Below are 21,099 nucleotides of genomic sequence, written 5' to 3' on the forward strand. Positions count from 1 at the left end.
GAAAACTTAATCTAGGCTCGATCATCCAAAAGATTCAGTCGAATGCTACTCGCTTTAATCGTATTGTGTTGCAGCAATGCAGAATAGAACATCTGTTGTTATTTAGTTTCAAGAACGGCTTTTAAATGTGGCCATACATTATCAAGAATTTTTTGTTGCGCTTGCTCATTTGGATGTAAGCCGTCTTTTTGCATCAGATTATCATGACCTGCTACACCTTCTAAAAACATAGGGACCAACAAAATCTTGTGGGTTTTGGCTAATTCAATGTACATATTCTTAAGTTGTTCACGATATTTTAGACCGTAGTTAGGCGGAAGGTCTATTCCGAGCAATAATACCTTAGCTTTGGCTTTTTGGCTCTCCTGGAGCATGACTTCGAAGTTATTTCTTATCTGACTGATGGGAAGACCTCGCAAACCATCATTTGCCCCCAACTCAATGATAACGACATCGGGTTTGTACTTTTGCAGTGCGGGTTTTAATTTCGCCAGCCCATTACTGGTTGTATCACCGCTGATGCTGATGTTGATGATATTAAAACGCCCTTCTGTTTGCAACCTTGTCGCCAATAGATTCACCCATCCTTTTTGAGTATCAATGCCATAACCTGCGCTTAAACTGTCGCCTAGGACGACAATATTTTTTGCTTGTAGGGGTGCTATTATTAATACTAACAACATTAAAAATAAATTCAGGGATTTCATGGTGATCCAGAAGGAAATTATTAAGCTTGAAAATGTCTACTATACCGTCAGCACCGGAGAGCTATGTTTATCTATATTGACAAACATAAGTCTTGAAATCAAGGCAGGAGTGACTATTGCCATTACTGGTGCATCAGGTTCTGGAAAAACTTCTTTGCTCAACTTGATGGCAGGCTTGGAACTGCCTTCGAGTGGGAAAATATTTTATAATACTCAGGATATTACCCTACTGGATGAAGATCAGCGAGCCCAGCTCAGAGCACGGCAAATTGGGTTCATTTTCCAATCGTTTCAGTTGCTTCCCAATCTTACGGCCCTGGAAAATATTATGCTTCCTCTGGAAATTATGCGCCTGGAGAATGCATTAGTTATTGCTAATTCATGGTTGGATAAAGTGGGGCTTCACAATCGTGCGAAACATTTTCCGTTGCAATTATCTGGAGGAGAACAACAGCGTGTGGCTATAGCACGAGGATTTGCTATCTCACCCTCCGTATTATTTGCCGATGAGCCTACTGGTAACCTGGATCCACAAACGGGTAAAACCATTACTGACTTACTTTTTGCCTTAAATGAAGAGCACCAAACTACTTTGGTTATCGTGACCCATGATGACACTTTGGCCCGGCGTTGCCAGCTTCACTGGCCATTAGTAGAGGGGCGATTAGTTTGCTAAGTTTACCCCTACCTATAAAAGCAATCATTCGGGAATGGCGAACGGGTGAGTTAACCTTGCTGTTTATCGCGCTAATTGTTGCTGTAGCTTGCGTCAGTGCAATGAATAATTTTACTGGAACGGTGAAGCATCAATTGGAGCAAAGTGCTACAAACATGCTTGGTGCGGATGCGGTTTTTACTAGTAAATCGTCTATTCAGCCGGAGTGGTTACAAAAATCCCAGGCTCTTGGCTTAAGTCAAACAATTAGCCTTAGTTTTTCCAGTATGGTTGAAGATCAAAATCAGTTGCAGTTGGCACAAATTAAAGCAATTTCAACTCCATACCCTTTGCGAGGCGTACTCAAAATAGCCAGAAATCTTAGCGAACCTTATGGAAAAGAGATTAATCGTGCTCCGGACCCAGGTACAGCATGGTTGGAACCTCGACTTTTTTCCCTTCTGGCAACTGAAATCGGTAAAACGATTAATATCGGTGCTGCCAGTTTTAAAATCACCGGTGTCATTCAGGATCAACCAGGGCAAACAGGTGACTGGTTCACCATTTCTCCTCGCATCATTATTAATTTTGAGGATGTTGCCAAAACAAAAGTTATTCAACGAGGCAGTAATCTAAGTTATAACTGGCTGCTAAATGGATCCAAAAAGCAATTGCGCGCGATGCAGAATTTTTTAAACCAAGAGGGAGCAGATAAGCAGCAGTGGCTGGATAGTCAAAATAGAAATCTAAGAGTAACCGAAACCCTCGAGCGGACTTTAAGTTATCTAAATTTTAGCACAGTATTAAGCATGATTCTGGCTGGAGTTGCAATCAGTATGGCTTCATTGCGTTATTGTCAACGTCATTTAAAGCAAGTCGCTCTATTGCGTTGTTTTGGAGCCTCTCAGTACCAGGTAATGCAACTTTATATTGCTAGTATCGGTTTATTGGGTATTGTTGCCTGCATTCTTGGCGCTGTAATTGGTTATGCATTTCAACCGATATTAATTAAATGGCTTGGTGGTCTTTTGCCCCGAGTAGAGCCGCAATTCACTCTCAGACCGTTATTGCTTAGTATGGTTACCGGAATGATGATCTTGTTTTGTTTTTCTATAGGAACTATTTGGCAGTTACGTAAAGTAAGTGCGATTACTCTTTTTCGGCAATACCAGATTATGTGGGAGAACACCCTTATTTTGACCTATGGAATGGCCTTATTTTTATTGACTGGTCTGGCCTATATCTATACCGATTCCCTTAAAGTGACGTTAAGCGTATTGACTGGATGCCTTGGATTTATAGGAGCAGCTCTAATAGGTCTTTGGCTGTTATTTGCAGGGCCAATTAAAACAAAAGCCCGTATTTCCTTGAGTTGGCGTTTTGGCTTCACCAATATTGCTCATAACCTAAATGATAGTGCGGTGCAGGTAATTGGTATTGGTCTTGCCTTAACAGCAATGCTTAGTTTAACCCTACTTAAAAATCACTTGCTTAGTGACTGGCAACAGCAGTTACCAGAACAAACAGCTAATTATTTTGTAATTAATGTAGCACCGGAGCAGACCACCTTCTTAAATCAAGTACTAGCAGCCAATCAAGTCAAAAGTGCCAGTTTTTATCCTATGGTACGTGGACGATTAGTAGCCATTAATCAGGAGTCGGTTAATCAACGATATGGTGAGGATGCCAAAGATATAAATGCTTTACAAAGAGAACTGAATTTATCATGGTCAAAGAAGCTACCCGATAGCAATCTGATTGTAGACGGTACTTGGGACGTGACAGACCCTTCTCAAAATTGGGTTTCTGTTGATCAGGGATTAGCTAAATCCCTGGGAATAAAATTGGGAGACTTTTTGCTATTTCGTATTGGTGACATAGAGCTAAGTGCCCGAATCTCCAGCTTCAGGCAAATTGATTGGAATTCATTTAAGCCCAATTTTTTCATGCTCTTCAAGCCGGGCCTGCTTAATCAATTACCTCAAACGATGATTACCAGCTTTTATCTACCACCTGAGAAGCAGTATGTGTTACTCCAAATCAACAAACAATTTCCGAACGTTACTGTAATTGATGTCGCCAATACGATTAATAAAATTCGAGCCATATTTACCAGTGCAGGAAATGCAATCACTTTTATTAGCCTGTTTGCTTTATTAATTGGTCTGGTTATTGTTACTTTGGCAATTTTGGCCTTTAGCAGCACCAAACTAGAGGAAACCAGAGTATTGAAAATTTTGGGAATGCGTCGTAAGACGTTATTATGGATACGCAGTAGTGAGGCGTTTTTAATTGGTGTCTATTCGGGAGTGTTGGCTACAGGTACCGCTATATTGATTAATTTATATACGGCTGAAGCCATTTTAAAGAGCCAGTTTTCCATTCCTTGGAGCCTTTTTATCGTTATCCCTATGACTACTGCTCTCCTGACGGTGGTCATTAACTTAATCATTCAGAGAAAACAATATCAAAGCCGCTCACCCGGGTGAGAAATCCTGTAAATTAAGAATTTCCTGTTGGTTTAATACGAAATTTAGTACAGTAACAATCTGGGAGCAGATTAGAAACTGTAGTAAAATTTAATGATATCCTTATGTTCCCTATCAGAAAGACTTCCCAATCTAAAGGAAAAAAAATGAACCAGACGATTTCTATGTACAACGCCTCAATTCCAATTTTTAAGCAATTATTGACCGCGTTAAATGATATTTTAATTAAAACAAAAACGCACGTGGAGAATAAAGCAATTGGGCCTCATACTCTGCTGCAAGCAAGTTTGTTTCCTGATATGTTCAATTTTATTCGGCAGGTACAAATTGCAACTGATTTTTCCCGAGGAGTTAGCGCTCGTTTAGCGGGTTTAGATGTCCCTGCTTATGAAGACAATGAAATCAGCATTGAGGATTTACAAGTTCGTATTGAAAAAACGCTAAAATTTCTCGCCACTATTAAACCAGAAGCAATAAATGGTAGTGAGGAGAAGGAAATTATTACTCGACCAGGAACACCAAAAGAGAAAAAATTTAATGGCCAAGCCTACCTGCTGCATTATGGACTTCCCCAATTTTTCTTCCATGTGACAACAGCCTATGACATCTTGCGCAATCATGGGGTTGAAATTGGTAAAAAAGATTATATGGGAGCCTATTAAGTAAACTAAGACTTCCTGTTCACTGGGTTTTGTTAATTTCCCTCAACCGTAGAGGGAATTTATTCTCAGGTGAGAAAATATAAAAAAAACACCGTTCCATTATGTTGATATGAATAGCTGCCCTCGGAGACAGCTACTTATTATTCGGTGAAAATTTCCTCCCAACGCCTCTATACAGAGCTAATTATTCGACCACCCCTTCTCTTCACAAATAAAGCTCAAATATAAGTCATCTTAATACTTTCTTAATCCAAATGAGCTAAAATTGGGGGAATTTTAGGTTTGAGAATTTATATGATTTTATATGTGCCATTTCCCCGGTCACAAGCAAGTGATTTGGTCGAACGCGTCGAAAGTTGGAAACATGAGCAGAGCAAGCTCTCGGATAATGGAATACATATTATTTATCATGGTGATGATGTTGATTTTGATGTAGAGCGAATATCGCCTTCGGTGATTTATATCTGTGCCCATGGATTTTCCGATGATCATCCTCTCGTTGTAGGTAATAATGTGGATTTTACAAAAACTGAGTTTCTAGATATTCAAAGAGTCTCTCATCGATTTAATCAGGATTTTGGATGGGTATTTAATCAAATTGAAGCGATTCATCTTTATTGTTGTGGAAGCCAAAGCAAGAATAAGAAAATGGCAGAAGAGCTGCTCACTGGTTTAATGAGAAAAGATATATCAATTCACAGTTATGCTGGTCATGTTACTACCCCTGACAGTAATGGTATACGCTGGAGTTTTAGTATTAACCAGAAAGTACCGGTACAAGATACTGAAAGTATTCTCCTTAAGCAAGATACCTGTGAAATACCTTCCCGAGTTGGCATTAAAGCAGAGACTATAGAGCGATTTCTTGAAGAGGCAAAGGAGCGCCGGAGATACAATTTCTTTGCTCGAGGAAAAGCTGCCAGGCAAGAGGAGCTGTATCATCGACGTATTATTATTACAATGCAAACGAACTCAACGAACCCTACTCCTCAATCTAATGATGAGATTACTGCTACTCCACCATGTTTATGAGTATAGTGGACCCCAAAAATGAGACAGTGGTGTAAAATAGAAACCATTGTTAAACGGGGTACCAAGTGGCTAAAAAAAAATTTACATCTGACTTCAAAGCAAAGGTAGCAATTGAGGCATTAAAAAGTCACAAGACGACCAATGAATTGGCATCTGAATTTGAGGTGCATGCAACACAAATCAATCTGTGGAAAAAACAATTACTGGATGGAAGCAAGCAATTGTTTAGCGGCAAGCATGACAAAGACATGGACTCCATCATACAAGAACGAGATCGATTATACACGCAAATAGGCCAGCTAGCGGTTGAGTTAGACTGGCTTAAAAAAAAGACCGGTCATCTAAGTTGAGCGTGCGGGAGAAGCGAGCCATGATTGATGTCAATCACCCTACACTCAGCATCGTACGCCAATGTGCATTGGTTAATTTGTCACGCGCTAGCTACTATCGCACTGCTGGCGAAGGAATATGTACCGAGAGCCCAGAGAATCTGGCTTTGATGGTCTTGATTGATGAGGAATACATGCGCCATCCTTTCTATGGAAGCAGAAAGATGCGTTCTTATTTACGTCGCCTTGGCCATGACGTTAACCGTAAGAGAGTGCAGCGTTTGATGCGGATCATGGGTCTGGTTTCAGTGGCACCAAAGCCGAATACGAGTAAAAAGAACAAGGAACAAAAGGTTTATCCCTACTTGCTACGTGGTTTAGTGATTGATCGACCCAATCAGGTTTGGTGCACCGATATTACCTACGTTAGGATGCAAGGAGGCTTTGTATATTTGGTGGCAATAATGGACTGGTATAGCCGCAAGGTGCTCTCTTGGAAGGTATCAAACAGCATGGATGATGACTTTTGTGTAAGCGCGTTGGAGAGCGCCATCAGGCTCCACGGCAGGCCTGATATTTTTAATACGGATCAAGGCTCCCAGTTTACCAGTAAGGCGTTTACCGATGTTTTAAAAGACCATGACATCAAAATTAGCATGGACGGGAAAGGTCGATGGATGGATAATGTGTTCATTGAACGGCTATGGCGTTCAGTCAAATATGAAGATATTTACATAAAAGAATACGGAACAGTTTTAGCACTACGAAATGGTTTAAGGGTGTATTTCAAGTTTTATAACGACGAAAGACCTCATCAATCATTTGGAATATACACGCCGTCAGAGGTTTATGCTGGCCTATATGAGGCTGCAGCGTAATGGAATGCCTGTGGATATGTGGACGCGTCCTGCGGATCAGCCATCGCCCTTCGGGACATGTGGACAAGCCATGGATAACAAAAAGACGTTATCCACCGCTTGACCACACTCGATGGCTTCGCGCCCACATACCCACAGGCTCAATAACAGGTGTTTCATTAACTGCTATTGTGGTTGACTCGTGTGCTACGCACCCTCGTCAACGAAAGAAAGTAGAATTAAAGGTATCCTGTCAGAATCGCCGGGTAAGTGTCTGCCACTGAGCCCGGACTAATCCGAGCCGCGCGCGTCAGCAAGCGGAATTATCTCGAGATGCTTATGTGGTGCATGGAACCTGCCGCACTTTAAGTAAGATTAATTCAGCCAATGATGGCATTTCAAATTTTTTAGTCACCCTATCGTAAATATACTGATAAACGTTAACTTTCAGTTTTCTGGCCGTCTGTACAATCGTGGCAAACGTATCCTTTGATTTGGTGCCATTTTGGGAGACCGTTTGGAGATTGATGTCGCGTATCCTTGCTTGAAACCGTGTCCCTAATTCAGAGGCATTGTTGTGCAATGGCAGAAATGGATGGTCTAACACCAATAATAACGCTTGTTTTTTAGCACGTGTCTTTGCAATGCGTTGATCTAAAACATCATAGCCTGTCGTGGTTGCGAACAAAGTATCAAATTGCATTGATAGTTGTTGGGCCATTGATTGAGATGGAGCCGTCTTGTAAGTCAATAATGCATGGTAGAAATCCCATAATTGCTCAAGAAATACAGCCAATATATTCTGATTCATATCTGAGAATGGAGTGAGTTTTTTATAATGACGACCTTCATGGATCCAGCACAGCGCATGATGTAGGGCCAATTTATTAAACTGAGGCGCATCATCTGTCATTAAATAATGGATGAAGTATTTCGAGTGCTGATAATAGGCAAGAGCTGCTGACTCAAGAATTATGCGTCGATTCGTGCTGTGTTTTTTTGGATTTGGAAAAAGTGTTCCCATCAAACTATCGATTGATTCACGTGTGAGGGGTTGTGCATGCAGCATTGGTTTAATTTGATCCAACCATTTTTTTGCGAGACCAAACTCATCCATTAACTCATAAGCCTCCTGATTAAACATAAACTTTAATTGGTCTCGACACAGCAACTCCAATAAGGTCAAGCGATCTTTTTTACGACGAGTGAAGTATGCTGTAAAAAAGTCATTACATAAAACATGGGTGTAGTGATTTTTGCCGTTAACACGACTGCCTGTGTCATCCATCTGCTGGTACAAGCCTGCGTTGCTACCGGCATCGACAATATCTTCTTTTTCCTGATGAAAAATATCATTGCCTTCTGTCAGCATGGAAGCAATTTTACCATGTGATATTTGAATACCACATGTTTTTAAAAAGCGCTCAATGGCGCTCTCCGTCATCCCTGCATCACGGTATAATGTGATGACCAGCGCTTTAACCCCAGGACCAAATTCACTGCCCTTATATTCGCCAGGAATCGGCGCAATAAAGGTTTTTTTCAAAGATGGTGAGTAATACGTTTCCAGCTTGAATTCAACATTATCCGTGATGATTTTTAGATCCTGGATGATTCGAATCTCAAAACCCTTGAACTTGGCGTCATCTGGCAGCGTTGCTTTGTCCAGAGCAATCGTAACACGTCTATCAATACGTACGTTTTTTTTGTCTTTGCCTGTGTTTTTATTGTTCCCTTTACCACGTTTATTGCGATCTCCTTCAGATGAATGATTGGAATTGCCTGTATTATCGCCATTGCTACCTTTGGATTGACCGCGAATATTAGGTTTGCCCTGTTCACCCTTAAGGCGGTTTATCTCATCACGTAATACTTGGTTTTCCTCTCTGAGCAAAGCATTTTCTTCGGCAAGCATTTCGACCAAATTAACCAATACCTTAATGATAGTCACGGCCTTTTTGTCGGCAAGACTATCGATATCTTTTGTTAACTCATCTAAAACTTGTTTGATTTCTTGGCGTTTCATCATCTACCACTGCGTTACTAATGCTGATACGGCAATCATAACATGACTTTTTTTGAACGCATTTTTCGAGTTTTAACGCCACTAAGGGCTAAGAAAAAATCTGACCTCAGGAGGGAGATGTTTTATTAGTGAAAGGGGCTACATTGTGATCTTGGGGATCTTAGGGCATGCATATTGCATGACTTACGTTTGATATGGAAAAACATCAGTTTTACAGAAAAACCGTGTCAATAGGTATTTTGAATATTTTTAAAGAATTCCGCTTGCTGACGCGCGCGGCTCGGATTAATCCGGACTCAGTGGCAGACACTTACCCGGCGATTCTGACAGGATACCAATTTATTGTCTTTTTTTTTGTATTAATTTCCACAGACTTAATTTAAAGTATGACAACCGCATAACAAGGAATAGTTAATGAAAATCTCTTTTGTAATGGAAAAACTGGGGGTTTATGATAGCAATAAAGGTTATGGCAGGATCCTGTTTAAAGCAGAACCTCATGTAAAAAAACTCAGTGCCTTTGTTCAAGAAATGGAACAAAATGTTAAAGATAGGAGACAAAAGTTTAACGAGCAGAAAACGCATGCTATAGAAGTGAACGTTAAACGAGAGAATAAATCAGATTTATTGTCTCCTGCCGAGCTCCTTTGTTTAGCAACCATATTGTTAGAGAAAAAGAGAAGAGATGATTCGCAACAAAGTAGTCAAGTCTTTCGGGCTCTCGCTAATGAGTTTGGTGGTTTTGAGGTACTTGAACTGCTGCAGAACAAAGAGAGATTAACAGAAGATAATCTTGTTTTTTTTGAGCGTAATTCAAGCCAGGCTAAAGAGATAGTGCCACTGGTGATGTCTTTAACACCAAAAATAGACGCATTAGAAATGCTCGTCCTGTTCAAATTATCTAAAAGAATGACCGATGCTGAGCGAGTATTGCTTTTTAAGTTTCTTAATGACTGCGATGAGAGCAAATTACACGTTAACGTAAAATTATTATGCCTTCTAAAACAACATAAACTTCTTATTGATAATTTGGTCTCTTTATTGACAGATGCAAAAGACATTATTTTTGTTCATCAGATTATTGATACATTAATTTCTGCAAATTCAGGTTTACTTACTCCAGCTAATGTGGCTAAGACCTTGCAACTAAACCATCCTTATTATTTTAGTAAACTGCTTAAAGTGCTACCAGTCACCCAAGAACAATTTGATAATTTGCTGGAAGTAGAGGGTACTCTAGATAAGAGCACATGGTCTGAAGATATTATTAAACAATTTAATATCGCGGGTTGGGAACTCAAGCCGTGGTTAAAGCTGATTTTAACTCCCACTGTACATAGTTTCGAAATAGCCTCAGCTATTCAGAAATTTAAAGAAATTAAAATAAGTCCTGATCTTCTTGTCTTAAGTTTATCGCATGTTTTTAAGTATCCTCATGCAAGTAGAAATTTCGCAGAAGCAGTATCTATCATAAGTGAAGCTGGGTTGGCAGATAAAGAGCTTAATATCCTCTGTGGCGTCATTCCAAATCCGGTTCCTCTAGCAAAAGCAATTGTCGCACTTAGAAAAGAATACTCCTATCGCGAAGAGACTTTAGATGTTGTCAGGGCTTACCCTAAGCACGCGTTTGGACTAGCTTTGGGATTAATTTTCTTTGATAAAGTCAATGCCCCTGATTCGGGAGCGCGTAAATTCATGCTTCAACATCCTGAATGTGCAGAAATGACGACACGAATTTTAGAGTATTTGCGAGAAAACAATTTATGTCAAGAATCCATTACTCTCGCTGTTTGTCAGGCGAAAATATCCCAAGTTGCCTTTCTCAATCTGCTAAGAGCAATGAACAAAGCCTCTCTTTTAAATCAACCCAATCTAAAAAACCTCCTTACCAAAATAGGTTTTATTAAAACCCTGGCTAGTGCAGTAAATTGTTTGGCAAACGCGGATAAACTGGATCAGTGTAATTTTAACTCCCTAATCATCGACCCTGTTAATTCGTTATACTTAGCCCAAAACCTTGGTGGTAAGCCCTACCCTAAATCGCTTAAATTATTAACTGATACGGGAGCAAGAAGTTTTGTCAACATTCACGAAAAAGCAGTCATTCTGGCACAAGGTCAAATGCAAGGGCGCTTTTTTCCTGTGATGACCAAAGAGCAAGAGCTTTCTTTTAAAAAAGCTACCGGCAAAACCGGATCTGCAGCTCAAAATGAGTCATTAATTAAAATTGCATCATATTGCGGAAATGATAGCTTGGAGAGAGAAGCAGAACATCATATTGGGAAAACTGCCTATCTGTCCCGTCCAGGAAACTAGTTTTTCATACTAGAGCGCAAACAGATGCTCCAGCAAACTCTAAAGCTACAACAAACAAACACGCTGGGGCTGTAACTATAGAAAAAACCCTACCCAAAGAGTCTAATTTAGACTGGTAAGGTCGAAAGAAAAATGGTTTTATTGGTGCGGGGTTGTATAGACCACAGGGAGAAATATTTTTTATATATGTGTATTGTAACGCAGCAAAAAGAACATATTAAAATCATTTCAATATGAATTAATTTTATTCTTTTTTGGCAGGTAACACATCTATATCTCAAGTAGGGAAATTGAAATAATAAAGGTGGGGCTATTTTTGTTAACGATTAAAATTTAATCCGTACAATATTGGATCTGAACAAAGATATATAATGCCTTATTTGCGAAATACATAAAATAATGTTTAGATTCATATAGTAAACCATGAAGATTAATTCAATTAATACCTGGAATCGATTAGCAGTAATTTTTCGTGCCATGCCGGTTTCTTAAAAATGGCAGTATATTATGAGTCAGGAGGAGTAATGGGTTATTTAATTAAGGGGCAATGGAAAGATAGCTGGTATGACACGAGTAGTACCGGTGGCGCTTTTAAAAGAGAGTCAGCTCAATTCAGACAGGCAATAACTAAAGAAACAGACTCGTTATTTCCAGCAGAAAAGGGACGCTATCATTTATACGTTTCTCTTGCTTGCCCATGGGCGCATCGTACCGTAATCTTCAGAACATTAAAAAAGTTAGAACCCTATGTTGGACTGTCTGTTGTTCATCCTTATATGTTAGAAAACGGTTGGGAATTTAAGACCGGGATTGATGGCACAACGGGTGATACTCTATATGGACTTCGTTATTTGTATGAGCTTTATTGCAAGGCTGATCAGAACTACTCTGGCAGAGTGACTGTTCCCGTTTTATGGGACAAGAAAAAAGAAACCATTGTGAGTAACGAATCAGCAGAGATTATTCGACAATTCAATCAAGCCTTTAATCATCTCACTGACAATCAAGAAAATTTTTATCCTCAAGCCTTGGCTAAAGAAATTGATGCCATGAATGAAACTATCTACGCAACCGTTAATAATGGTGTTTATAAATGCGGATTTGCCACAACACAAGAAGCCTACGAACAAGCTTTTAACAACCTCTTCGCTACTTTGGACGAGCTTGATAAACATCTGAGTCAAAATGAGTATTTGGTAGGTGGACAATTAACCGAGTCAGACTGGCGTCTATTTACTACTTTAATTCGTTTTGACGCCGTTTATTTTGGCCATTTCAAAACCAATCAGCAGCGAATTAGTGATTATCAACATTTGCAGCCTTACGTGCTAAAGCTCTATCAACATCCAGGTATAAAAGAATCGGTAAATTTTGAACATATTAAACAACATTACTACTACAGCCATAAGAGCATCAATCCAACCCAAATTGTACCCATGGGGCCAAGGATTGATTTTCTGTAGGCGGCACTTACTGAATGAACTGAAGTTGTCGCCATGCTTCAAAAAGGATAATAGCTACTGCATTGGATAAATTCAGACTACGACTTTGCTCTCGCATAGGAATACGAATTGCCGGGTTATTTATCCAAATTTCTTCTGGTAAACCTCGCGTTTCTGGTCCGAATAATAATATATCTTCAGGCTGATACACCACGTCAGTATAAATTTGTTCACTTTTGGTAGTGCAACAAAAAATTCTACGGTTAGCAGTTTGTTCAGCAAAAGCTTGCCAGTTTTCATAATGCAACACAGAGGCCCATTCATGGTAATCAAGTCCCGCACGACGCATGCGCTTGTCATCGAGAGAAAATCCAAGAGGGTGAATCAAATGCAGCTGCGCACCACTATTGGCACACAATCGTATGATGTTTCCTGTATTTGGTGGGATTTCAGGTTGGTAGAGTGCAATATGCAACATATATTAAGTACATTTCATTGATCAAAAGTTGATTCTAGCGGATCAAAGACAGGTTAGGAAGGCTGTCGCAATCAAATGTAATTGATTAGGGGCTTGTCCTTACATATTAGGTGAAAAACTTTTTAACTGCCAAACCTCTTGCAAGTAGATTTTAAACAGTAGCTCAATTAACCCTTTGAATATAAGCGCTTTACTGTCGTGTTGATCAACATAATAATACTTGATCAATTAGAATAAACACCCTACATTTAAAAATGTCATAGGAATATTGTCATTTGATATAAAATACTCCCCCATGCCAGTGTGACCAGGAACTACATAATAGAGCGACAACTAATCGAGGATGATATCATGCTTATAAACCACACCATGAGACGATGCTTAGTCTCTTGTTTACTGCTCTTAATCTCTTTATCAGCCCAATCATCCCCACCTTCATGGAAGATAGTGCCTGCTGAAAGTCAGTTGACTTTTACTGCCACCCAAAATGGTGCCGCTGTATCGGGAGAATTTAAAACGTTTACTGGTACTATTTTAGTTGACCCCAATGATTTAAAAAATAGCAGCATTGAAATTACTGTTGATATCAGTTCAATCAGTGCGTCTTATGCGCAACTAAAAGAAATCCTGGTTAGTCCAGACTGGTTCAATGCCAAACTTTTTCCCAAAGCTGTATTCAAAGCAACTCAAGTTGAGAAAACAGGTGAAAAGGCTTTCCAGGCAAAAGGAACGCTTACCATTCGTGATAAATCAGTATCGGTTACTTTAGTTTTTAGCGGAGAACAGCCAGAGCCGAACAAAGGGATTGTATTGGGTACGACACAAATTAAACGATCTCAATTTGGTGTGGGTCAAGGAGATTGGGCGGGAACTGATGAAATCAAAGACGATGTTGCTATTAGCTTTAAGATAGTAGCGATTAAACAACAGTAACAACCTTAGATCTAATTGTTAAGGCATCAATAGATGAATATTAATGCGGCAACATGAATGTTGCCGTTGTTGCGCATTGCTTTACAGTGGGAAATGGATTAACACTGGTTTTGCAATAGTTAGGTTACCTGGGGTCAAACCGCATGCTTATTTCTTTTTGTTTGATTTTGAATGCGACTCTTTGCCTTGAGTGTTTTCTATTTTATCCTCATGATTTCCAAATTTTTCCTCTGGATGAGTTGCATTGTGTTTATCATGACGACGAGCATCTTGTGATTCATTTTTAAACTTTTTATGGTGGGTCATTTTAATATCTACTCCGTATGTAATCGTAAACGTATTTGTCTACGAGTCCTGTATTAAAGTTAGATTGGCTTTGCTTAAAAAGCAAATTTACCTATCAATCCTTACAGGAGAAATAGTGTTATTAAATTTATAAAACCAGAAAAGGAATTTTTATAACTCAACAATAAATGATTATTAAGTCCATTTGTCACTAGTAACTCTCAAAATCAGCATTTGTTTTATAAATGCGCCACAATGGCAAGATTTTCCTCTAAAATTAGGATATAATTGGCTAATTATATTTCATCTCGACCACAAATAGCCCACCAAAGATCCAGTTGATTTACCGGAGAATAAGATGACCCAGCTCAAACGTTTTCATGAAGCACAACAAAATAAAACGAGTGGCTATGCTCAGGCAAAGAAAGAAATAGCTGCCGGAAAAAAAAACCAGCCATTGGATTTGGTACATTTTTCCACAACTGCAAATACTAGGTTACAGCACTAACGCTCAATACTATGGCATTGTAAATTTTGAAGAAGCCTGTGATTATCTTCGCGATCCCATTCTTTTTGATCACTACCATGAAATGGTTCAGCTTATTGAACAACACCTTTCAAGCAAAAGTATTAATGTTCTGATGGGTACTGAGATAGATGCTTCTAAGTTAACGTCCAGTTTGACCTTATTTCGTGAAGTAGCCTCATTTCTAGACTCAGAAACAGGAGCTCGTTTGCATAACTTCACAGATCTTAAAAAGAGCTGCGACAATATCTTTGCTATGATTGCAAAACAAGGTTTCTTCCCTTGCGAGCAAACCCAATCTTATTTGGAATCGCATATGAGACATGGGCTAGCACGGACAGTAATTACACCTAGTGTGGCTCAGACTTCTCTGTTTGAACCTCCTGTTATTCTTAAAACCAACCATGACGAACCTCCTGTTACCTCCGTTGAAAATAAAAGATCCGCTGAGGTTATTTCACCTCTGATTTCTCAACTTCAGGGATATATTGATATGAGACGAAATGAATGGTCTTTTCATTATAATTTTTTAGGTGTTGTGTCGTTCATCTATTTAATTATGGATACCTTTTCAGGAACCGATCATTTCCATAAAAAAAGTCGTGACGTTAAGATAAATGCTGCTACGAAATTACAACAGCTTCTTGACCCAACAGCCCCCGAACCAAACACGAACCTTACTGATGCTGAAGTGGCCGCCCTAAAAGAAGGACGATTAGGTGTTCTGGTGGCAGGCCATGGTGAACTGGAGTCACTCATAAAAAATGCACCGAAAAAACCGATAGTTGAGGACAGCTCTGCCATGCGCTTTGGCGTTTAAGCAAAATACAGTTTAAAAATAAAGGTTGGGCCAGGAACTATAACGTGAAGTAAAGTGAAACAAATCCCGCCATTGTGAGCTTAGTAACACAGGCCTAATAGTTTCTCCTATCTTAATTTATACGATGCTTGGCTTATCCTCAACTTCCTAAATATGGCGACAATTGGAATTTCACAGTTGTTCTATTTTCTTTTCTTCCCTACTTTAATCATTTTTACCCCTTTAATCGTATTATCACTGATTTTCAAAATCTCAATACGATAATTTTCTATCATCAAACATGAATCTGCCGGAGGTATGTATCCCAGATACTCTATAATCAATCCACTTAATGTTCTTGGTCCGATTGAGGGCAAACTCCAACTCATCATTCGATTTAAATGACGTAAAGTTAAACTGGCGTCCACAATGACTGAACCATCGTCCTGAGGAGTAATATCACGGCTTAGAGCCGCAATATCTGTGGTAAACTCACCGACTATCTCTTCGAGAATATCTTCCATGGTGACTAAACCCTGAATATCACCATACTCATCGACAACGAAACAACTCCGTCTTTTCATTTTCCTGAAATTCAAAATCTGAATATTTAAAGGAGTTGCTTCTGGAATAAAATAGGGAGGATCGGCTATTTTCAATAAACTATCCAGATCCAATTTTTGTTCTAAAGCCAGGTTTAATACATCCCGCGCATGAATCATTCCAACCAAATTATCTATAGACCCACGATATAAAGGTAACCGTGTATGTTGGGCCGTCTCTAATTGCTCAAGTAGTTGCGACCAGGATTGCTCCAAATCAATACCAACAATATCAGCTTTCGGAACCATGATGTCTTCAACTGTCGCCTGCTCCAGATCCAACAGGCTGATCAGCATACTTTTATGTTCTACGGGTAAAAGCCCTCCGGCCTCATGGACCACAGAACGCAACTCTTCGCCAGTTAATGCTTCTTTTTGGATGCGATTAATCGAAATGCCAAACAAACGTAGAATTCCATTTGAAATTAAACTAATTAGATGTACCAAAGGGGCAAAAACCCACTGTAAAATTTTTAAAGGCAGTGAAGAGGCAAACGCAACTTGTTGCGGATAAATAGCCGCCAAAGTTTTGGGAGTCATTTCAGCAAATACCAATACCAGCAGGGTTAAAAGCACCGTGGCAATAGCTACCCCGGCATCGCCATAAAACCGCTGTCCAATTAAGGTGGCTATGGTAGATGCAACAATGTTGGCTAAAGTATTACCAATTAATACCACACTTAACAATCTGTCTGGTCGTGCCAGCATCTGGTTAACCCGTATTGCTTGCTTGTTTTGCTTTTTTACCAGGTATCGCAATTTATATCGATTTATAGACATCATGCCTATCTCAGAGCCTGAAAAAAAAGCTGATAATATAATCAAAAAAATTAATAGAATTAGTAGCGTAGAAAGAGGGTATAGCACTTAATTTCCTTAAGCTTTATTGCTAAAAAATAAATTATCATAAGGTGATCAAGAAAGCGAGATTGATGAAGGTCACCGTGTACAACAGCCCTTCATCAATATTAAAATTATCGGACAATTTTTGGGCACTGTTTACCTATAAACTAAATTTAGACTTAATTCTGATTGAAGCGCTTCACACTGGCCAGAATTTCTTTACGTGCCTCTTCAGGACCTACCCATCCTTCTATTTTGACCCATTTACCCTTTTCCAAGTCTTTATAATGACTAAAAAAGTGTTCTAAGGTTAACAATAAATGCTGTGGTAAATCCAAATGGGTTTGAACATCATGATACATTGTGCTTAATTTATGAGTAGGAACAGCAAGTAATTTCGCATCTACTCCTGCTTCATCGGTCATTTTTAACATACCCACGGGACGACAGGCAATAACAGCACCGCTGATTAAAGGAACAGGGGTTACTACCAATACATCTACTGGATCACCATCTTCAGATAGAGTATTAGGAATATAGCCGTAATTCGCAGGATAAAACATGGCAGTAGCCATAAATCGATCTACAAACAATGCGCCAGACTCTTTATCTACTTCATATTTTACTGGCTCACCATGCATAGGGATTTCAATAATAACGTTAATTTCATTTGGCACATCTTTGCCACTCTTAATTTCCATTAAACTCATTTATTTACCCCTAAACTAAGAAAAAAGAGCTATTATGCGAAAATTTCCGATAAAAGGCAAAGACAAGCTGTCGCTATCTAATGAAGGAAATGTATAATATCTTTTTAGTCGATTAATCAGGTTCCTTATGACTTGTTTGTTTTGCAAAATTGCTCAGGGTGAAATTCCTGCTACTGTGGTTTTTCAAGATAGTGATATAATGGCTTTTCGTGACATTAATCCACAAGCACCCACGCATGTGTTAATCATCCCCAAGCGACATATAGCCACAATTAATGACGCCAATGATGAAGACGCACAACTCTTGGGAAATATGGTTTTGCGAGCAAAGAAATTAGCTCAGGCTGAGGGCTTTAGCGAGATAGGTTACCGGTTAATTTTTAACATTAATTCTGGTGGCGGGCAGGAAGTTTACCACATTCATTTACATTTACTTGGCGGACGTCAAATGACTTGGCCGCCAGGCTAGGAGTTCTAACTATGGAACAACTATACTCTAAACTGCTTAAAGAATTAGGTGAAGATATAACTCGAGAAGGATTAAAAGATACCCCTGCACGTGCAGCTAATGCAATGCGCTATTTAACAAAAGGTTATCTTGAAAATATTGATGACATTATTAATGACGCACTGTTTGATTCCGATATGAATGAACTGGTGATTGTAAAAGATATAGAGCTGTATTCGATGTGTGAACACCATTTATTACCATTTCTTGGCAAATGCCATGTAGGGTATTTACCTAACGGTAAAGTCATCGGGTTATCTAAAATCGCTCGTATCGTTGATTTTTATGCTAGAAGATTGCAGATACAGGAGCGATTGACCAGTGAGATAGCCAATTGTATCGAATCAATAACCGGAGCCCGTGGTGTTTCCGTAGTTATTGAGGCCAAACATCTGTGTATGATGATGCGGGGAGTAGAAAAGCAAAATTCAGTCATGACAACTTCCGTAATGCTTGGAGAGATGCGTACTAACTCGAGTAGCCGCAGTGAGTTTTTGAATTTAATTCGTTAATTAATGTTCCAAATTACAGTTCCCAAAGCGCTCTGTAATATGGAACAGAATAAAAATATAGAGACATTCCTAAAGTCGACAAACCTTTTAATTGAATAAGGTAATTACCAGTATTTAATAGCGTGAAAGAAGTTCTACAAACTTGAGATATCGTTTTTAATAAGCAAAACCCGCAACAAATTGCTTCTTGCGGGTTCAAATTTATGGATAATTTGACGTATTATTCTTCTTCAGAACTATCGCCAGCGTTAGCAACTTCTTGATGTTCTTCGGCAGCAGGGGCAGCAGCTTTAGCTTCTGGAGCAGAAGGCTTATCTTTCCACTCTAATTTCACCCGACCTTGTTTATCAACACCTGCAACAAATACTTCAATATCCTGACCCTCCTTGAGAACATCTTCAACTTTTTGCGCTCTGTCATTACAAATTTGAGAGATGTGAAGCAATCCGTCTTTACCTGGTAAAAGATTAATAAAAGCACCAAAGTCAACGATTTTACTAACTTTACCTTTGTACGTTTGCCCAACTTCAACTTCAGCAATTAAAGCTTTAATTTGTTTTTGAGCTTCTTCTAAAGCGTCAATATCTGGGGAAAACAACTGGATTACTCCGGCATCATCTATATCTATAGAAACCCCTGTACTTTCAATCAGTCCTTTTATTGTAGCGCCACCTTTACCAATGATCGTGCGAATTTTATCTTCAGCTACTTTCATCGTGGTGATTCTTGGAGCATGTTGTGATAACTCAACTCTATGCTCTGCCAATGAATTATTCATTACCCCAAGAATATGTGTACGACCGGCTAAAGCTTGCTCTAAGGCCTGCTCCATAATTTGATTGGTAATACCCGTAATCTTAATATCCATTTGTAATGCAGTGATTCCGTTTTCTGTACCGGCAACTTTGAAATCCATGTCGCCCAAATGATCTTCATCACCCAATATATCAGTCAAGACTGCAAAACGATCACCTTCTTTGATTAAGCCCATCGCCACACCAGCAACTGGGGCTTTCAATGGAACTCCTGCATCCATAAGTGCCAAACTGCTCCCACAAACCGTTGCCATAGAACTTGAACCATTAGACTCAGTAATCTCAGAAACGATACGCAATACATAAGGAAAATCTGCCGTATCAGGAAGTACTGCCATTAAGGCACGTTTGGCCAGGCGACCGTGGCCAATCTCGCGGCGTTTAGGACTACCTACCATTCCTGTCTCGCCCACTGAGTAGGGAGGAAAGTTGTAATGCAGCATGAATCGATCCCGGTTCTCAACGTTGATTCCATCAAGAATTTGCGCATCTCGATCATTACCTAAGGTAGCTACGACAATCGCCTGAGTTTCCCCTCGGGTAAACAGACAAGAACCATGAGTTCGGTCCAAAAATTTGGTACGGATTGAAATAGGACGTACGGTTTTATGATCACGTCCATCAATACGAGGCTCGCCATCGAGAATACGATTACGGACTATGGAACGCTCCAAATCACCAAACATGTTGGCAATATCATCAGCCCTTAACTCACTGTTTTCTACCATCAAGGCAGCAATGGCTTGTTCTTTTAATTCACCTAGTCGTTGATAGCGTTGTTGTTTATCCCTTATCAGGTATGCCGCTTCAACTTCATGTTGCGACATATCTGCAACCCTATCTTTCAGGTTGGTGTCGACAGCCGCTGCTTGCCAATTCCAACGGGCCTTACCTGATTCTCCAGTCATTTCTTCTATGGCTTTTATGACGCTCTTCATCATTTCATGACCATACATTATCGCACCACGCATGATGTCTTCACTTAATTCTTTAGCTTCGGACTCAACCATCAAAATCGCGTCTTTAGTGCCGGCAACAACCAAATCAAGTCTTGATTGCTCGAGCTCTTTTCGACTAGGATTTAACAAATAAACACCTTCTTTATAACCTACACGGGCAGCACCAATTGGCCCATTGAAAGGAACACCAGAGATAGCAAGAGCGGCAGAAGCACCTATCATAGCGAGAATATCTGAAGAAACATCTGGATTTAAAGAAAGCACTGTAGCGATTACCTGTACTTCATTACGGAAATTTTCAGGAAATAAAGGTCGAATCGGCCTGTCTATTAAACGTGAAATGAGCGTTTCGTTATCACTCGGTCTTCCTTCACGCTTATTAAATCCACCGGGAATTTTTCCTACAGCGTAGAATTTTTCCTGATAATTTACTGTAAGGGGGAAAAAGCCATTGTTCTCACCACCCTCTTTCTTCGCAACAACAGTTACCAACACTTGAGTACCATTCATACTCACTAATACAGCACCATCAGCTTGTCTTGCCACTTCACCAGTTTCTAATACTAAGGTGTGGTCACCAAATGCTATTTCTTTTGTAATTTTAGCCACGTAAT

At 39.5% G+C, this 21,099-nt stretch carries 18 protein-coding genes and 1 pseudogene; 12 read left to right on the plus strand and 7 right to left on the minus strand.

Annotation, left to right across the window (positions count from 1 at the left end):
• Window positions 1-98 precede the first annotated feature (98 nt).
• Complete coding sequence (locus HRS36_RS16200; protein ID WP_173238126.1) at window positions 99-707, minus strand: arylesterase; 609 nt, start codon at window positions 705-707, stop codon at window positions 99-101.
• Between HRS36_RS16200 and HRS36_RS16205 the strand changes: the two genes are divergently transcribed.
• From HRS36_RS16205 to HRS36_RS16225, 5 genes and pseudogenes are all read left to right on the plus strand, one after another.
• Window positions 706-1,383 carry an ABC transporter ATP-binding protein gene (locus HRS36_RS16205; RefSeq protein ID WP_173238128.1) on the plus strand — a complete coding sequence of 226 codons (678 nt, stop codon included), beginning with the start codon at window positions 706-708 and terminating at the stop codon, window positions 1,381-1,383. The two genes, HRS36_RS16200 and HRS36_RS16205, sit on opposite strands and share 2 nt — an antisense overlap.
• Window positions 1,338-3,851 carry an ABC transporter permease gene (locus HRS36_RS16210; protein ID WP_173238130.1) on the plus strand — a complete coding sequence of 838 codons (2,514 nt, stop codon included), beginning with the start codon at window positions 1,338-1,340 and terminating at the stop codon, window positions 3,849-3,851. The genes HRS36_RS16205 and HRS36_RS16210 overlap by 46 nt, the downstream gene beginning before the upstream one ends.
• A 146-nt stretch (window positions 3,852-3,997) precedes the next feature.
• Window positions 3,998-4,513, plus strand: a complete 516-nt coding sequence (locus HRS36_RS16215) for a DUF1993 domain-containing protein (protein ID WP_173238132.1) — start codon at window positions 3,998-4,000, stop codon at window positions 4,511-4,513.
• A 336-nt stretch (window positions 4,514-4,849) separates the two neighbouring features.
• Entirely contained in the window at window positions 4,850-5,545 is a 696-nt protein-coding gene (locus HRS36_RS16220) for a hypothetical protein (protein ID WP_173238133.1), read from the plus strand.
• Window positions 5,546-5,610: 65 nt separating this feature from the next.
• Window positions 5,611-6,752, plus strand: a pseudogene (locus HRS36_RS16225) (IS3 family transposase).
• 316 nt (window positions 6,753-7,068) lie between these two features.
• Here HRS36_RS16225 and HRS36_RS16230 read toward each other — a convergent pair.
• On the minus strand, window positions 7,069-8,760 hold the full coding sequence (locus HRS36_RS16230; protein WP_173235423.1) for an IS66 family transposase: 1,692 nt from the start codon (window positions 8,758-8,760) through the stop codon (window positions 7,069-7,071).
• A gap of 411 nt (window positions 8,761-9,171) precedes the next feature.
• Here HRS36_RS16230 and HRS36_RS16235 point away from each other — a divergent pair, with 411 nt between their 5' ends.
• Complete coding sequence (locus HRS36_RS16235) at window positions 9,172-11,073, plus strand: hypothetical protein (RefSeq protein ID WP_173238135.1); 1,902 nt, start codon at window positions 9,172-9,174, stop codon at window positions 11,071-11,073.
• A 524-nt stretch (window positions 11,074-11,597) separates the two neighbouring features.
• Window positions 11,598-12,536 carry a glutathione S-transferase family protein gene (locus tag HRS36_RS16240; protein ID WP_173238136.1) on the plus strand — a complete coding sequence of 313 codons (939 nt, stop codon included), beginning with the start codon at window positions 11,598-11,600 and terminating at the stop codon, window positions 12,534-12,536.
• A 7-nt stretch (window positions 12,537-12,543) separates the two neighbouring features.
• On the opposite strand, the gene trmL is transcribed toward HRS36_RS16240, so the two are convergent.
• Complete coding sequence (trmL, locus tag HRS36_RS16245; RefSeq protein ID WP_173238137.1) at window positions 12,544-12,993, minus strand: tRNA (uridine(34)/cytosine(34)/5-carboxymethylaminomethyluridine(34)-2'-O)-methyltransferase TrmL; 450 nt, start codon at window positions 12,991-12,993, stop codon at window positions 12,544-12,546.
• Window positions 12,994-13,344: 351 nt separating this feature from the next.
• Between trmL and HRS36_RS16250 the strand changes: the two genes are divergently transcribed.
• On the plus strand, window positions 13,345-13,926 hold the full coding sequence (locus HRS36_RS16250) for a YceI family protein (RefSeq protein ID WP_173238138.1): 582 nt from the start codon (window positions 13,345-13,347) through the stop codon (window positions 13,924-13,926).
• Window positions 13,927-14,073: 147 nt separating this feature from the next.
• Here the strand turns inward: HRS36_RS16250 and HRS36_RS16255 are convergent, their stop codons facing one another.
• Window positions 14,074-14,232 (minus strand): hypothetical protein, encoded by a 159-nt coding sequence (locus HRS36_RS16255; RefSeq protein WP_173238139.1) that lies wholly within the window; start codon window positions 14,230-14,232, stop codon window positions 14,074-14,076.
• Between the two features lie 337 nt (window positions 14,233-14,569).
• Here HRS36_RS16255 and HRS36_RS18770 point away from each other — a divergent pair, with 337 nt between their 5' ends.
• Together HRS36_RS18770 and HRS36_RS16260 are read left to right on the plus strand one after the other, a co-directional pair.
• Window positions 14,570-14,719: a hypothetical protein gene (locus HRS36_RS18770; protein WP_226905508.1), complete on the plus strand. Its 150-nt coding sequence runs from the start codon at window positions 14,570-14,572 to the stop codon at window positions 14,717-14,719.
• Window positions 14,700-15,557, plus strand: a complete 858-nt coding sequence (locus HRS36_RS16260; protein ID WP_267313970.1) for a DUF1810 family protein — start codon at window positions 14,700-14,702, stop codon at window positions 15,555-15,557. The genes HRS36_RS18770 and HRS36_RS16260 overlap by 20 nt, the downstream gene beginning before the upstream one ends.
• Before the next feature lie 182 nt (window positions 15,558-15,739).
• Here the strand turns inward: HRS36_RS16260 and HRS36_RS16265 are convergent, their stop codons facing one another.
• Together HRS36_RS16265 and ppa are read right to left on the minus strand one after the other, a co-directional pair.
• A complete protein-coding gene (locus HRS36_RS16265; protein WP_173238140.1) occupies window positions 15,740-17,005 on the minus strand; it encodes an HlyC/CorC family transporter in 1,266 nt (421 codons plus the stop codon).
• Window positions 17,006-17,160: 155 nt separating this feature from the next.
• Window positions 17,161-17,691 carry an inorganic diphosphatase gene (gene ppa / locus HRS36_RS16270; RefSeq protein WP_173238141.1) on the minus strand — a complete coding sequence of 177 codons (531 nt, stop codon included), beginning with the start codon at window positions 17,689-17,691 and terminating at the stop codon, window positions 17,161-17,163.
• A gap of 127 nt (window positions 17,692-17,818) precedes the next feature.
• Here ppa and HRS36_RS16275 point away from each other — a divergent pair, with 127 nt between their 5' ends.
• Both HRS36_RS16275 and folE read left to right on the plus strand, forming a co-directional pair.
• Window positions 17,819-18,160, plus strand: a complete 342-nt coding sequence (locus tag HRS36_RS16275; protein WP_173238142.1) for a histidine triad nucleotide-binding protein — start codon at window positions 17,819-17,821, stop codon at window positions 18,158-18,160.
• An 11-nt stretch (window positions 18,161-18,171) separates the two neighbouring features.
• A complete protein-coding gene (gene folE / locus HRS36_RS16280) occupies window positions 18,172-18,711 on the plus strand; it encodes a GTP cyclohydrolase I FolE (RefSeq protein WP_173238143.1) in 540 nt (179 codons plus the stop codon).
• Window positions 18,712-18,931: 220 nt separating this feature from the next.
• On the opposite strand, the gene pnp is transcribed toward folE, so the two are convergent.
• Complete coding sequence (gene pnp, locus HRS36_RS16285; protein WP_173238144.1) at window positions 18,932-21,094, minus strand: polyribonucleotide nucleotidyltransferase; 2,163 nt, start codon at window positions 21,092-21,094, stop codon at window positions 18,932-18,934.
• Window positions 21,095-21,099 lie beyond the last annotated feature (5 nt).

The organism is Legionella antarctica (assembly GCF_011764505.1).
Classification (GTDB): domain Bacteria; phylum Pseudomonadota; class Gammaproteobacteria; order Legionellales; family Legionellaceae; genus Legionella; species Legionella antarctica.